The 13,910-nt window shown below is 51.3% G+C and carries 13 protein-coding genes and 1 pseudogene; 6 read left to right on the forward strand and 8 right to left on the reverse strand.

Going from position 1 to position 13,910, the window contains the following annotated elements; all coding sequences use genetic code 11:
• The first annotated feature begins 57 nt into the window (after positions 1-57).
• Positions 58-1,410, forward strand: a complete 1,353-nt coding sequence (gene pmbA, locus BEA93_RS10275; RefSeq protein ID WP_001162190.1) for a metalloprotease PmbA — start codon at positions 58-60, stop codon at positions 1,408-1,410.
• Between the two features lie 58 nt (positions 1,411-1,468).
• On the forward strand, positions 1,469-1,855 hold the full coding sequence (cybC, locus tag BEA93_RS10280; protein ID WP_001232257.1) for a cytochrome b562: 387 nt from the start codon (positions 1,469-1,471) through the stop codon (positions 1,853-1,855).
• Here cybC and BEA93_RS10285 read toward each other — a convergent pair.
• On the reverse strand, positions 1,852-2,016 hold the full coding sequence (locus BEA93_RS10285; RefSeq protein ID WP_228029481.1) for a hypothetical protein: 165 nt from the start codon (positions 2,014-2,016) through the stop codon (positions 1,852-1,854). The genes cybC and BEA93_RS10285 overlap by 4 nt on opposite strands.
• A gap of 28 nt (positions 2,017-2,044) precedes the next feature.
• Here BEA93_RS10285 and BEA93_RS10290 point away from each other — a divergent pair, with 28 nt between their 5' ends.
• Together BEA93_RS10290 and BEA93_RS10295 are read left to right on the forward strand one after the other, a co-directional pair.
• Entirely contained in the window at positions 2,045-2,287 is a 243-nt protein-coding gene (locus tag BEA93_RS10290) for a type II toxin-antitoxin system RelB/DinJ family antitoxin (RefSeq protein ID WP_000212715.1), read from the forward strand.
• Positions 2,277-2,566: pseudogene (locus tag BEA93_RS10295) on the forward strand (type II toxin-antitoxin system RelE family toxin). Before BEA93_RS10290 ends, BEA93_RS10295 begins: the two are co-directional and overlap by 11 nt.
• Here BEA93_RS10295 and nrdG read toward each other — a convergent pair.
• From nrdG to treR, 5 genes are all read right to left on the reverse strand, one after another.
• Positions 2,567-3,031, reverse strand: a complete 465-nt coding sequence (gene nrdG / locus BEA93_RS10300; RefSeq protein WP_001106237.1) for an anaerobic ribonucleoside-triphosphate reductase-activating protein — start codon at positions 3,029-3,031, stop codon at positions 2,567-2,569. It abuts the pseudogene before it with no gap.
• Positions 3,032-3,115: 84 nt separating this feature from the next.
• The gene (gene nrdD / locus BEA93_RS10305; protein WP_000187807.1) at positions 3,116-5,254 is read right to left on the reverse strand and encodes an anaerobic ribonucleoside-triphosphate reductase; all 2,139 of its coding nucleotides are present in this window, start codon (positions 5,252-5,254) and stop codon (positions 3,116-3,118) included.
• A gap of 392 nt (positions 5,255-5,646) precedes the next feature.
• Positions 5,647-7,302, reverse strand: coding sequence for an alpha,alpha-phosphotrehalase (gene treC / locus BEA93_RS10310; RefSeq protein WP_085449522.1), 1,656 nt, complete (start codon positions 7,300-7,302; stop codon positions 5,647-5,649).
• A gap of 49 nt (positions 7,303-7,351) precedes the next feature.
• Positions 7,352-8,770, reverse strand: coding sequence for a PTS trehalose transporter subunit IIBC (gene treB, locus BEA93_RS10315; protein WP_000049038.1), 1,419 nt, complete (start codon positions 8,768-8,770; stop codon positions 7,352-7,354).
• 121 nt (positions 8,771-8,891) lie between these two features.
• The gene (gene treR, locus BEA93_RS10320; protein ID WP_105224541.1) at positions 8,892-9,839 is read right to left on the reverse strand and encodes a trehalose operon repressor TreR; all 948 of its coding nucleotides are present in this window, start codon (positions 9,837-9,839) and stop codon (positions 8,892-8,894) included.
• A gap of 173 nt (positions 9,840-10,012) precedes the next feature.
• Here treR and mgtL point away from each other — a divergent pair, with 173 nt between their 5' ends.
• Together mgtL and mgtA are read left to right on the forward strand one after the other, a co-directional pair.
• A complete protein-coding gene (gene mgtL, locus BEA93_RS10325; RefSeq protein ID WP_001387276.1) occupies positions 10,013-10,066 on the forward strand; it encodes a mgtA regulatory leader peptide MgtL in 54 nt (17 codons plus the stop codon).
• 142 nt (positions 10,067-10,208) lie between these two features.
• Positions 10,209-12,905 (forward strand): magnesium-translocating P-type ATPase, encoded by a 2,697-nt coding sequence (mgtA, locus tag BEA93_RS10330; RefSeq protein WP_105224540.1) that lies wholly within the window; start codon positions 10,209-10,211, stop codon positions 12,903-12,905.
• A gap of 44 nt (positions 12,906-12,949) precedes the next feature.
• Here mgtA and BEA93_RS10335 read toward each other — a convergent pair whose 3' ends face one another.
• Positions 12,950-13,405 carry a transposase gene (locus BEA93_RS10335; RefSeq protein ID WP_001029764.1) on the reverse strand — a complete coding sequence of 152 codons (456 nt, stop codon included), beginning with the start codon at positions 13,403-13,405 and terminating at the stop codon, positions 12,950-12,952.
• 66 nt (positions 13,406-13,471) lie between these two features.
• Positions 13,472-13,858, reverse strand: a complete 387-nt coding sequence (locus tag BEA93_RS10340) for an enamine/imine deaminase (protein ID WP_000047542.1) — start codon at positions 13,856-13,858, stop codon at positions 13,472-13,474.
• Between the last annotated feature and the right edge of the window lie 52 nt (positions 13,859-13,910).

Here is a 13,910-nt window from a genome sequence, read left to right on the forward strand (position 1 = left end):
TTAAGATGCGCACTGAAAAACGGTTCTCTGTTAGACTTCAGAGAAACTCTCTACATTATGGCACTTGCAATGAAAGTAATCTCTCAAGTTGAAGCGCAGCGCAAGATTCTGGAAGAAGCAGTTTCGACTGCGCTGGAGTTGGCCTCAGGCAAATCGGACGGTGCAGAAGTTGCCGTCAGCAAGACCACCGGCATTAGCGTAAGCACGCGTTATGGTGAAGTGGAGAATGTCGAATTCAATAGCGATGGCGCGCTGGGGATCACCGTTTATCACCAGAACCGCAAAGGTAGTGCATCATCCACCGATTTAAGCCCGCAGGCCATTGCCCGCACCGTACAGGCGGCGCTGGATATTGCCCGTTATACCTCGCCAGATCCCTACGCAGGCGTGGCAGATAAAGAGTTGCTGGCCTTTGACGCGCCTGATCTCGACTTGTTCCACCCTGCGGAAGTCTCTCCGGATGAAGCCATTGAACTGGCGGCCCGTGCTGAACAGGCTGCGTTAAAGGCGGACAAACGCATCACCAATACCGAAGGTGGCAGTTTTAACAGCCACTACGGGGTAAAAGTATTTGGTAACAGCCACGGCATGTTGCAGGGCTACTGTTCAACGCGCCATTCACTCTCCAGTTGCGTGATTGCCGAAGAGAACGGCGATATGGAGCGTGATTATGCCTACACCATTGGTCGCGCGATGAGCGATCTACAAACGCCGGAATGGGTCGGGGCAGACTGCGCCCGCCGTACTTTATCGCGCCTGTCACCGCGTAAACTCTCCACTATGAAAGCGCCGGTAATTTTTGCCAATGAAGTTGCCACGGGGCTGTTTGGTCATCTGGTCGGCGCGATTGCCGGTGGTGCGGTCTACCGCAAATCGACTTTTCTGCTCGACTCGCTCGGTAAACAAATTTTGCCTGACTGGCTGACCATTGAAGAACACCCGCATCTGCTAAAAGGGTTGGCATCCACGCCATTCGACAGTGAAGGTGTGCGCACCGAGCGTCGCGATATCATCAAAGATGGCATCCTGACTCAGTGGCTGCTGACTTCCTACTCTGCGCGCAAGCTGGGGCTGAAAAGTACCGGTCATGCGGGCGGTATCCACAACTGGCGTATTGCCGGGCAAGGTCTGAGCTTCGAGCAGATGCTCAAAGAGATGGGCACCGGGCTGGTGGTGACAGAATTGATGGGCCAGGGCGTGAGCGCAATTACCGGTGATTATTCCCGTGGTGCCGCGGGTTTCTGGGTAGAAAACGGCGAAATTCAGTATCCGGTTAGCGAAATCACCATCGCAGGTAATTTAAAAGATATGTGGCGCAATATTGTCACCGTCGGTAACGATATTGAAACACGCAGCAATATACAGTGTGGTTCTGTACTGTTGCCGGAGATGAAAATCGCCGGGCAGTAAAAAACTGGCGCGACCTGCCGCGCCGAATCTTAATAAGAAAAATGGAAGGAAGTGAGCAATGCGTAAAAGCCTGTTAGCTATTCTTGCAGTCTCCTCGTTGGTATTCAGTTCGGCGTCGTTTGCCGCTGATCTGGAAGGCAATATGGAAACCCTCAACGACAATTTAAAAGTGGTCGAAAAAGCGGATAACGCGGCGCAAGTCAAAGATGCGTTAACCAAAATGCGCGCCGCGGCGCTGGATGCGCAAAAAGCAACGCCGCCGAAGCTGGAAGGTAAATCGCCAGACAGTCCGGAAATGAAAGATTTCCGTCACGGTTTCGACATTCTGGTCGGCCAGATTGACGACGCGCTGAAGTTGGCGAACGAAGGTAAAGTCAAAGAAGCACAGGCCGCCGCAGAGCAACTGAAAACCACCCGCAACACCTATCACAAGAAGTATCGTTAATGCTGGATTGGGCGGTGAAACATCACCGCCCAACGCTCTTCTCCTTTCATAAATCCCACGCAGAATTTACTTTCAACACGACCATTGTCTTGTGCGTAGCCCCATTTTTGCGAGGCGTTTTCCATAAATGAATGTAATGCATATGTAATGCTATAATGCATTACACTTTTCGTAATTACCGGAGGCATAATGGCCACACTTAACGTCCGCCTGGATGACAAACTGAAAAATGAGGCTTATGCGGTGCTGGAAAAATTAAATATCACACCTACTGAAGCAGTGCGACTGCTGTTTCAGTACGTTGCGGAAAATGGGCGAATGCCGGTAAAAACGCTCACTGTCAGTGATAGCGAAGAAGCCTTGTTACGCACTGTCAGGGAACGACTGGCCAACCCACAAGAGGCCATTAAGGTCCGACTGGATGAACTATGAGCTGGCCTTTGATCCGCGAGCGCTGAAAGAGTGGCAAAAGCTGGGCGTGGCAGTCCGGGAACAATTTTAAAAAAGCTTGAGAATGTGCTGAAAAGGCCGAGCAATCCATCGGCTAAACTGCGGGATTTGCCGGACTGCTACAAAATTAAGTTTCGGACACTGGGATATCGTCTGGTCTATCAGGTCAATGATAAAGCGTTGCTCGTGTTGGTGATAGCTATTGGTAAGAGAGAGAACTCAGCCGTTTATGATGAGGCGGATAAACGGCTGGATGAGTGATTACCGCAAATGATGCACCACCTGGTTGCTGCTACCGCGCCAGATCAGGGACGGATCTTTTAAATCCTGCACAAATTTGCCGTCGACCAGCACGTTAATCAAGTCAACAACCTGCATTTGCGCAGCATTGAGTTCGTCGAGTTTATAGCCTGTCCATACCCAGATATCTTTACCAGGGCACTCGGCGCGGATGCGTTGTACCAGTTTTAAAATATCCGGCACGTTTTGTGGGTGCAGCGGGTCGCCGCCGGAGAGGGAAATACCCTGGCGTTTGATGCGGGTGTCGTTCAGATCGTTGATGATCTGGTCTTCCATTTCTTTGGTAAACGGTTGACCGGAATTTACCCGCCAGGTGCTTTTGTTATAGCAGCCAGGACATTCATGGACGCACCCGGAGACAAACAGGGTGCAGCGAGTGCCGGGGCCGTTAACGATGTCGACAGGATAGTATTGATGGTAATTCATTTTTGCCTGGCTTATCAGTCCGCGTGTAGGCCGGATAAGACGCTTTCGCGTCGCATCCGGCATTTGCTTACCGCAGAGTGAAGATCAACCGATTTGCCCATTGCCCAAATGTTTAACGCGGCGCTTAACTTCTTCCTGTTTACCGGCGTTAAACGGACGCGCATCAGGACTGCCTAAATACCCGCACACGCGGCGAGTCACCGACACACGGGAGGTGTCATGGTTACCACATTTCGGGCAGGTGAAGCCTTTGCTGGTGCACTCAAACTCACCGGTAAAGCCACATTCGTAGCATTCATCGATCGGCGTGTTGGTGCCGTAATACGGCACATGCTGATAGCTGTAATCCCAGACATCTTCCAGCGCCTTCAGGTTGTGCTGAATATTTGGATACTCGCCGTAGCAAATGAAGCCACCGTTCGCCAGCGGCGGATAAGGCGCTTCAAAGTCGATCTTGTCGTACGGGTTAACCTTCTTCTCAACATCGAGGTGGAAACTGTTGGTGTAGTAACCTTTATCGGTCACGCCCGGCACCACGCCAAACTCCGCAGTATCAAGACGACAGAAGCGATCGCACAGGTTTTCACTCGGCGTACTGTAGAGGCTGAAACCGTAGCCGGTTTCTTCTTTCCACTGATCCACCGCCTGACGCAGACGTTCAACAATAGCAATACCTTTCGCACGCAGTTGCTCGTTGTCGTAAACATGTTCGCCGCCGAACAGCGCATTAATCGTTTCGTGGATCCCGATATAACCCAGCGAAATCGATGCACGACCGTTTTTGAAGATTTCAGAAACGTCGTCATCAGCATTCAGACGTACTCCACAGGCACCTTCCATATAGAGGATTGGGGCCACGCGCGCTTTCACGCCTTCCAGACGGGCGATACGGGTCATCAGCGCCTTACGCGCCAGCACCAGGCGTTCATCCAGCAGCTTCCAGAAGGTGGCTTCATCACCTTTTGCTTCCAGCGCAATACGCGGCAGGTTAAGGCTGATTACGCCGAGGTTGTTACGTCCATCGTGGATCTGCTCGCCGTTTTCGTTTTCCCACACGCCGAGGAAGCTGCGGCAACCCATTGGCGTTTTAAACGACCCAGTAACCTTAACCACCTGATCGTAGTTCAGAATGTCTGGATACATGCGCTTGCTTGCACACTCCAGTGCCAGTTGTTTGATGTCGTAGTTCGGATCGCCTTTTTTATGGTTCAGGCCATCGCGGATCGCAAACACCAGTTTCGGGAACACGGCAGTTTTACGGTTTTTACCGAGGCCCGCGATACGGTTACGCAGGATAGATTCCTGAATCAGACGCGACTCCCAGCTAGTACCCAGACCAAAGCCAAAGGTGACAAACGGCGTCTGACCGTTGGCTGTGTGCAGGGTATTCACTTCATATTCCAGCGACTGGAACGCGTCGTAGCACTCTTTGATGGTACGAGAGTTGGCGTAGCCTTCAGCGTCTGGAATGCTCCACTCTTCCGCTGTTTTACGGTGCTTGTTGTAGCTGGCAGTGACGAACGGTGCCAGAACTTCGTCGATACGGTTAATGGTGGTGCCGCCATAAATATGGCTGGCAACCTGGGCGATAATCTGTGCAGTTACTGCGGTTGCCGTAGAGATCGACTTCGGCGGTTCAATCTCGGCGTTCCCCATCTTAAAGCCCTGGGTCAACATACCTTTCAGGTCGATCAACATGCAGTTGAACATCGGGAAGAACGGCGAGTAATCGAGATCGTGGTAGTGAATATCGCCACGCTCATGCGCCTGAACCACGTCACGCGGCAGCAAATGCTGGCGTGCATAGTGTTTAGCAACAATCCCGGCCAGCAGGTCGCGCTGGGTCGGAATCACCTTGCTGTCTTTGTTGGCGTTTTCATTGAGCAACGAAGAGTTGGTCTGCTCGACCAGGCCACGGATCTCCTGGTTCAGGCGACCGCGTTTTTCACGTTCAATGTCGCGATCATGACGGTACTCGATGTAAGCACGAGCCAGTTGTTTGTACGGGCCAGACATGAGCTGGTTTTCAACTGCAGTCTGGATTTCGTTGATATCGACCTGGGTGCGGCCTTGCATTTGCTCGCTGACGACAGCGGCAACAGTGGCACAATAATCTGCATCATCGACTTCCGCTGCTTTAGCTGCACGCAGAATAGCTTCTTTGATGCGCTCTGATTTAAACGGCACTTTGCAGCCGTCTCGTTTCATCACATGCGGTGTCATGATCGCTCCATATTTTTAAGAACAGGTTATACACAGAAAATTGGGAAGTGCGCCCCGGTTTATTTGGCTCTTTTTACGGGGAGTTACAGCAGTCCCAATCTGCCTTATCCACAATTATGTCGGCTTAGTTGGTGTGTATCTTGATGCAAGTATAGTCGACGGATACAACATATTGGGTTGCGATGCATTTTAAAGTCTATATATAGTGCTTTGCATTAAGGATGTTTGAGCTTTTTTTGATTTAGCTCAAAGTAAAAAGCAGAGTGTACGGATGACGGGCGCTACAGCGATGTGTAAATTTTTAATAATTTTCTGTTTAAAAAACCAACAAAAACAATGTGCTGCCATGTAAGGCCCCGAAAATGCTCGCTTTACCGGGGCCAGGAGAAGAATTATCTCTGCAACCACCAGGCAGCCTCAAAAGGCCGTAATGTCATGGCTCCCGGTTGAGAGGAGGCTTCTTCATAGTTGTGCATTAACAGTTGCCAGTCGCCGCGGATTTGCCCTGGCTGCCAGGGTTGTATGTCGCGGCTAAGGTTGGCAATCACCAATAAGGTTTGCCCCTGCCATTCGCGGCGATAGCACCACAACGCAGGGCTGTTTGGCAGCAGATCCTGGTAATCGCCCCATGTCAGAATGGGTTCTTGTTTACGCAGCGCGATTAATTTCTGATAGGTGTAAAACACCGAAGATTCATCGGCCAGCGCGGCTTCCACGTTGATTTCCCGATAGTTATCACACACGGCAATCCACGGTTCGGCGGTAGTAAACCCGGCGTTATCGCCGTTGTTCCATTGCATTGGCGTGCGGCTGTTATCGCGGGACTTGCTGGCGAGGATCGCCAATAACTCTTCGGCGTCACACCCGCAGTTGCGCAGTTCGGCAAACATGTTGAGGCTTTCCACGTCGCGGTAATCGGTAATGCGTGTGAAATGCGGATTGGTCATGCCAATCTCTTCCCCCTGGTAAATATAAGGCGTTCCCTGCATACCATGCAGCACCATCGCCAGCATTTTTGCCGCAGGCTCTCGGTAGTCACCTTCATCGCCAAAGCGAGAAACAATGCGCGGCTGATCGTGGTTACACCAGAACAAAGCATTCCACGCGACGTTATGCATTCCCTGTTGCCAGTGGCGGAACAATGTTTTTAACGCTACAAAGTCAGGTTTAGCTAGCGTCCATTTTTCACCGCCGGGATAATCGACCTTCAGGTGATGAAAATTAAAGGTCATCGACAATTCACTGCCTGTCAGCGCCGCGTATCGCTGGCAATGTTCAAGGCTGGTGGAGGACATTTCACCTACGGTCATCAACCCGCGTGGTGTAAAGACATCACGGTTCATCTCGTGCAAAAACTCATGGACTCGTGGCCCGTCGGTGTAGAAGCGACGCCCGTCGCCATCCAGATCGTCAGGGAAGCGCGGGTCTTTGGAGATCAGATTCACCACATCCAGACGCAGCCCGTCTACCCCGCGATCGGCCCAGAACTCACAGACTTTTTTCAGTTCTGTGCGTACTGCTGGGTTTTCCCAGTTGAGATCGGCCTGTTCAGGTGCAAACAGATGCAAATAATACTGTTCGCTTTCTGCGTGCCAGCGCCAGGCATTGCCGCCGAATTTAGAACGCCAGTTATTTGGTGGTATTCCTGGTTCGCCGTCACGCCAGATATAAAACTGACGATAAGGGCTTTCTTTGTTTAGCGCCTCGCGAAACCAGGCGTGTTGGGTAGAAGTATGGTTAAACACCATATCAAGAATAATGCGAATACCGCGCGATTTCGCCTGCGCCACCAGTTCGTCAAAATCATCCAGCGTGCCATACGTGGGATCAATCGCCGTATAGTTCGCCACGTCGTAACCGTTATCGACCTGGGGAGAGACATAAAAGGGGGTCAACCAGATAGCATCGACCCCCAGTTTTTGTAGATAGTCGAGGCGCAGGGTGACTCCGCGCAGATCGCCGGTGCCGCTGCCGGTGGTGTCCTGAAAACTCTTTGGATAAATCTGGTAGATAACGCCGTTTTGCCACCAGTGGGGAAGATTAGTCATTAGGTTATTCCTGCAAATGCGAGGGGGCGCAAGTGCGCCCCGAAGAAAATTAAACAATTTCAAGCGTACCCAGGCGATATTTCCGCTGGTAGATAAACGAGGTGAGTACAATCGGAATGATGATGGCGATAGCCATTGCCAGCGCAAACACCTGCCAGTAGCTCGGCTGAATAGAGAGAATGCCCGGCAGACCGCCAACACCGATGCCGTTCGCCATGACGCCGTTCAGGCCGCATAACAATCCCGCCACACCAGAACCAATCATCGCGCACAGCATCGGGAAGCGATATTTCAGGTTGATGCCGTACATTGCCGGCTCTGTGACCCCAAGCCAGGCGGAGATCGCGGCAGGCACGGAGATCTCGCGTTCATTGTGCTTGCGGCTGGAAATGATAATACCTATCACGGCGGAGCCCTGAGCGATATTCGACAGTGCAATCAGCGGCCACACTGGCGTGCCACCCATGCTTTGAATCATCTGCAAATCAATAGCAAGCGTGGTCTGGTGTACGCCGGTGATCACCAACGGGGCGTACAGGAAGCCAAACAATGCCGCACCAATCGGCGCAAAGCTGCCGGTCATCAGGTGGCGTACCGCAAAGGCAACGCCATCGCCAATCATGCGGCCAAAGGGACCAATAAGTGCATGGGCAAGGAACACCGCGAGGATCAACGAACAGACCGGCACAACCACCAGATAGAGGTAATCTGGCACGATGCGCTTAAGGCGGGTTTCAATAACGCCAAGCGCCAGCCCGGCCAGCAGTGCCGGGATCACCTGTGCCTGATAGCCCACTTTAGCGATGCTGAACATGCCAAAGTCCCATACTTCTGGCACCTGCTGCCCGAGCAGATAGGCGTTCATCAATTGTGGAGAAACCAGCGTCACGCCAAGTACGATACCGAGAATCGGTGTGCCACCCATCTTTTTCACCGCTGACCAGCAGATTCCGACTGGCAGGTAGAAGAAGATCGCTTCACCGATCAACCACAAAAAATCGTAGATCGTTTTTAGAGAAGGGTACATTTGCGCCAGCGTCTGCCCGTTGCTCATAGGTAGATCGCCAATCACATTGCGAAAACCGAGGATCAAACCACCACTAATTAGCGCCGGTAGCAACGGGAAGAAGATCTCTGCGAAATGGGAGATCAACTGTTCATGCCATTTCATATTTTGCCGTGCAGCTTTTTTCACCTGCTCTTTATCGACCTGCGCCTGACCAGTCCTCGCCAACAGCGCTTTATAGTAATCGCCAACGTTGGTGCCAATGACCACCTGAAATTGCCCGGCATTGGTGAAGCAGCCTTTCACCATTGGTAATTGTTCAATTTCTTTCGGTCTGGCATTGGTCGGTTGGTTGAGGACAAAGCGCAGGCGTGTAATACAGTGGCTCACCGTCGCGATATTGTCGCGCCCGCCGACCAGTTCAATCAACTGGTCGATATCCGTTTGGTTCACTTTGCTCATCGTAAAGCCCCGTGGCAGATGACATATTTGGTTGATGGCAGAATATCGTGGGAAGAGAATATTAAAAATGGGAACGTTCCCGAAACGCAGCGAAGATCACAAATTATCGTTCAGTCAACGATCAGGAAAGGGTGGCGGGGATGACGATTTGTTGGGGTTTGCTGCGTCCGGTTACCTGCTCGATCAACTGGCAGGCCGCCTGGCGTCCGGCTTCAGCGTAGCCGGGATCAACGGTGACGATCTCCGGATGGAGGAACTTCATCAACGGCGTATTACCAACACTCGCCAACTGTAGAGTGTCAATGCGTTTCTCTTGCAGGTATTTACTTGCGCCAAGTGCCAGCGTGTCGGTTGCGCACAGCAACGCGGTGGTTTCAGGCGTAATCACTTTTTCCACGTTATCGTAGCCTTGCTTCATGGCAAGGCCCGGCAGAGCGGCGACGGGATGCAGTTTATGCGCTTTGCAAAATGCCAAATAGGCCTCATGGCGTCGCTTACCGGTAGTGACGTCACTGTGTGGCACGCCGAGATAGCTGATATTGCGGTGCCCCTGGTCATACAGTCGCTGCATCAGGATTTTGATCGCCCCTTCGTCGTCATAACAGACTGAAGCAAAGCCTTTTGCGTCACGTGCCATCAGCACCAGTGATGACTGCCAGTGGGCTAACATCTCTTCCGTTATGCCGGTAAAACCAAACAGCACCACGCCGTCAATATTACGACGTTTCAGAACGCCCAGATGCTCTGCGACCAATTGTGGTGAAAACTGGCTTTCCATCATGATTGGGTCGTAGCCCTGTTCATAGAATGCAGGCAGCATGGTCTGAACGGCGAGATTTTCTGACAACGAATCCAGACGGGTAACGATAATGGCGACGACTTTATCGCTTTGCCCACGCATGGCGCGTGCGGAGCGGGAAGGGGAAAATCCATGCTGATTCATCACTGCTTCCACGCGCTCACGTGTGCGCTGACTCACGCCGCTTTCGTTATTCAGCACCCGGGAAACCGTGGATTTCCCCACGCCGCTTAAGCGCGCGATGTCTTTGATGGTCAGCCGATTTTGCATCCTGTTGCCCCGTAACTTGCGGTTTAATTATTTGAGCCTAACTTTACCTGTGCATACCGCAATGGGCAAAGTCTGGTTTATCGTTGGTTTAGTTGTCTGCAGGTATTATATCGGCATAAATGCTACCAATATTATTGGATTCCTGGCGCTATTTTTCACTTACCGGAGGTTATATGGAACCTGATCCCACGCCTCTCCCTCGACGGAGATTAAAACTTTTCCGGTAAGCCTGTCTTTTCACGGCGTTACCGGATGCGTAAGGCCGTGACGTTTTAACGTCCCAGCTCATTTTTATTACCTTCAGGTAAGGCTTTGCAACGCCTGAAGATATTTTCTGCACCATGCTTACGGGGTGCGGAGGGACTTCCTATGTTTAAAGAAATTTTTACCCGGCTCATTCGCCATTTACCTTCTCGTCTGGTTCATCGCGATCCGTTGCCTGGCGCGCAACAGACAGCGAATATTCCGATCCCCCCTTCCTTAAGTGCGCATTGCCTGAAAATGGCGGTAATGCCAGAAGAGGAATTATGGAAAACCTTCGACACCCATCCGGAAGGGTTAAATCAGGCGGAAGTGGAATTAGCCCGCGAACAACATGGTGAAAATAAATTACCTGCGCAACAACCGTCTCCGTGGTGGGTACATTTGTGGGTCTGTTATCGCAACCCCTTTAATATATTGCTCACCATTCTCGGCGGTATTTCTTATGCCACGGAGGATTTATTTGCTGCAGGTGTGATCGCGTTAATGGTGGCTATTTCCACGCTGCTGAACTTTATTCAGGAAGCGCGTTCCACTAAAGCGGCAGATGCCCTGAAAGCGATGGTCAGCAATACCGCGACGGTGCTGCGTGTAATTAACGACAAAGGGGAAAATGGCTGGCTGGAGATCCCAATCGACCAGTTAGTGCCTGGCGATATTATTAAACTGGCGGCGGGGGATATGATCCCGGCCGATTTACGTATTTTGCAGGCGCGCGATCTGTTCATCGCTCAGGCGTCATTAACCGGTGAGTCTCTGCCTGTTGAAAAAGCAGCAACTACCCGCCAGTCAGAGCACTGTAATCCGCTGGAGTGCGACACTTTGTGTTTTATGGGCACCACCGTGGTGAGCGGCACGGCACAAGCAATGGTGATTGCCACAGGTGCCAATACCTGGTTTGGTCAACTGGCGGGGCGTGTCAGCGAGCAGGAAAGCGAGCCGAACGCCTTTCAACAAGGGATCAGCCGCGTCAGCATATTGTTGATTCGCTTTATGCTGGTGATGACGCCGGTGGTGCTGCTCATCAACGGTTACACCAAAGGTGACTGGTGGGAAGCAGCGCTGTTCGCGCTTTCGGTTGCGGTAGGCTTAACACCGGAAATGTTGCCGATGATTGTCACTTCGACGCTGGCACGTGGCGCAGTCAAGCTGTCGAAACAGAAAGTGATCGTCAAACATCTGGATGCCATTCAGAACTTTGGCGCTATGGATATTCTGTGCACTGATAAAACAGGCACCCTGACGCAAGATAAAATTGTGCTGGAGAATCATACCGATATCTCCGGTAAAACCAGCGAGCGGGTGCTACATAGTGCGTGGTTGAACAGCCATTACCAGACCGGGCTTAAAAACCTGCTCGATACGGCGGTGCTGGAAGGCATCGATGAAGAGTCTGCCCGTCTGTTGGCCAGTCGTTGGCAGAAAGTGGATGAAATTCCGTTTGATTTCGAGCGCCGCCGGATGTCGGTAGTAGTGGCAGAAAATGCCGAACACCATCAACTGGTCTGCAAAGGTGCATTGCAGGAGATCCTCAATGTGTGTTCGCAAGTGCGTCACAATGGCGAGATTGTCCCGCTTGATGACACCATGTTACGCAAGATTAAACGGGTTACTGATACGCTGAACCGTCAGGGGCTGCGCGTGGTTGCGGTGGCGACGAAATACCTGCCAGCGCGTGAAGGAGATTACCAGCGAATTGATGAATCCGATCTGATCCTCGAAGGATATATCGCTTTTCTTGATCCGCCAAAAGAGACAACGGCTCCGGCTCTGCGGGCGTTAAAAGCCAGTGGAATTACCGTGAAGCTCCTTACTGGCGACAGTGAGTTAGTGGCGGCGAAAGTGTGCCATGAAGTGGGGCTGGACGCAGGAGAAGTGGTTACTGGTAGTGATATTGAAACGCTAACTGACGACGAATTGGCAAATCTCGCGCAACGTACCACGCTGTTCGCGCGCCTGACGCCGATGCATAAAGAACGCATTGTGACCTTACTGAGGCGTGAAGGGCATGTGGTTGGCTTTATGGGCGATGGAATAAATGATGCGCCCGCCTTACGCGCTGCGGATATTGGAATTTCCGTGGACGGCGCGGTAGATATTGCTCGTGAAGCGGCTGATATCATCCTGCTGGAAAAAAGCCTGATGGTGCTGGAAGAGGGGGTTATTGAGGGACGTCGCACTTTCGCCAACATGCTGAAATACATCAAAATGACGGCGAGTTCTAACTTCGGTAATGTGTTCAGCGTGCTGGTGGCGAGTGCTTTCTTGCCTTTCCTGCCGATGTTGCCGTTACACTTGCTTATTCAGAACCTGCTGTACGATGTGTCACAGGTGGCTATCCCGTTTGATAACGTCGACGACGAGCAAATTCAAAAGCCGCAGCGCTGGAATCCGGCGGATCTGGGGCGCTTTATGATCTTCTTCGGACCGATCAGTTCGATCTTCGATATTCTGACGTTTTGCCTGATGTGGTGGGTATTCCATGCCAACACACCGGAAACGCAAACGCTGTTCCAGTCGGGCTGGTTTGTGGTGGGGTTACTGTCGCAAACGCTGATTGTACATATGATCCGTACCCGCCGTGTTCCGTTTATTCAGAGCCGCGCATCGTGGCCGTTAATGATCATGACCGTGATCGTGATGGTTGTGGGGATCGCGTTGCCGTTCTCGCCGCTGGCCAGTTATCTGCAACTGCAGGCGTTGCCGTTAAGCTATTTCCCGTGGCTGATTGCGATTCTGGCAGGGTATATGACATTAACGCAACTGGTGAAAGGGTTCTATAGCCGTCGTTACGGCTGGCAGTAAGCCAGTGATGAGACTGACCTGAAATATTCTTTCAGGTCGGTCACCTACGAAAAAATCTGCACAAAAAAATAGATTACTGCAAAAATAAAAAAACAAATAAACGTCCAGCTCAAATTATAAAGGGCGCTATAGCTTTTATTTACCGAACGAGAGAGATAGATGTCTTCTTTTTTAATGTGTCTGGAGGAGATGTTGCGATACAGGCGGATATAATAAACACAATAAAGTAATAAAGGCGGTATTACCCATCCACCTGTAGGCTTGCCAAATATAAGCGTGAGTATAATGGAGACAGCAAAGAAAAGCAGAAAGACGATTTGCGCTTTGGATTCTATTTTTTTTAATTCACTTCTTACGCCTTCTGCGTGCTGTTCTTGCCAGCGCCGCAGCGTACTAACACTAAATTGATAGTGTTCACATAAATCCTTATTAGGTGCACCCTTTTTTGACTGCTGTAAAATTTCAGCAATTTGTTCATCAGTGAAACGGGCTTTAGCCATCTTCAACCCTCCGTGGTTGAATCAGATAATCCAGGCGCGAAACCTGGATTATCTTTTTGAAAGAGATTAGCGACGAACAGCGATCGCTTCGATCTCAATCTTCACGTCTTTCGGCAGACGGGCAACTTCAACGCAAGAACGTGCCGGGAAGGTGGCATTGTGTTCGGTGAAGAAGGCTTCGTAAGTGGCATTTACGGTTGCGAAGTCGTTCAGATCTTTCACAAAAACGGTGGTTTTAACGATATCGCCCACTTTCAGGCCAGCCGCTTCCACGATCGCTTTTACGTTATCCAGAGACTGACGCGCCTGTGCGGCTACGTCTGCCGGAACTTCGCCCGTTTTCGGGTTTACCGGGATCTGACCGGAGGTGATGATCATACTGCCCAGATCAACGCCCTGAACATACGGACCGATAGCTGCGGGTGCATTTTCCGTCGCGATAGTTTTGCTCATGATTTCTCCTTTATTACAGCGGTAAAAAGTCTGGCTCATTATAGGGAGCCAG

It is taken from the genome of Escherichia sp. MOD1-EC5950 (assembly GCF_002965345.1).
Taxonomy (GTDB): domain Bacteria; phylum Pseudomonadota; class Gammaproteobacteria; order Enterobacterales; family Enterobacteriaceae; genus Escherichia; species Escherichia marmotae.

What these genes read in the sequence shown, in the direction of transcription:
- pmbA (WP_001162190.1), top strand. Translation starts at nt 58, where the DNA reads ATGGCACTTGCAATGAAAGTAATCTCTCAAGTTGAAGCGCAGCGCAAG.
- cybC (WP_001232257.1), top strand. Translation starts at nt 1,469, where the DNA reads ATGCGTAAAAGCCTGTTAGCTATTCTTGCAGTCTCCTCGTTGGTATTC.
- BEA93_RS10285 (WP_228029481.1), bottom strand. Translation starts at nt 2,016, where the DNA reads ATGCATTATAGCATTACATATGCATTACATTCATTTATGGAAAACGCC.
- BEA93_RS10290 (WP_000212715.1), top strand. Translation starts at nt 2,045, where the DNA reads ATGGCCACACTTAACGTCCGCCTGGATGACAAACTGAAAAATGAGGCT.
- nrdG (WP_001106237.1), bottom strand. Translation starts at nt 3,031, where the DNA reads ATGAATTACCATCAATACTATCCTGTCGACATCGTTAACGGCCCCGGC.
- nrdD (WP_000187807.1), bottom strand. Translation starts at nt 5,254, where the DNA reads ATGACACCGCATGTGATGAAACGAGACGGCTGCAAAGTGCCGTTTAAA.
- treC (WP_085449522.1), bottom strand. Translation starts at nt 7,302, where the DNA reads ATGACTAATCTTCCCCACTGGTGGCAAAACGGCGTTATCTACCAGATT.
- treB (WP_000049038.1), bottom strand. Translation starts at nt 8,770, where the DNA reads ATGAGCAAAGTGAACCAAACGGATATCGACCAGTTGATTGAACTGGTC.
- treR (WP_105224541.1), bottom strand. Translation starts at nt 9,839, where the DNA reads ATGCAAAATCGGCTGACCATCAAAGACATCGCGCGCTTAAGCGGCGTG.
- mgtA (WP_105224540.1), top strand. Translation starts at nt 10,209, where the DNA reads ATGTTTAAAGAAATTTTTACCCGGCTCATTCGCCATTTACCTTCTCGT.
- BEA93_RS10335 (WP_001029764.1), bottom strand. Translation starts at nt 13,405, where the DNA reads ATGGCTAAAGCCCGTTTCACTGATGAACAAATTGCTGAAATTTTACAG.
- BEA93_RS10340 (WP_000047542.1), bottom strand. Translation starts at nt 13,858, where the DNA reads ATGAGCAAAACTATCGCGACGGAAAATGCACCCGCAGCTATCGGTCCG.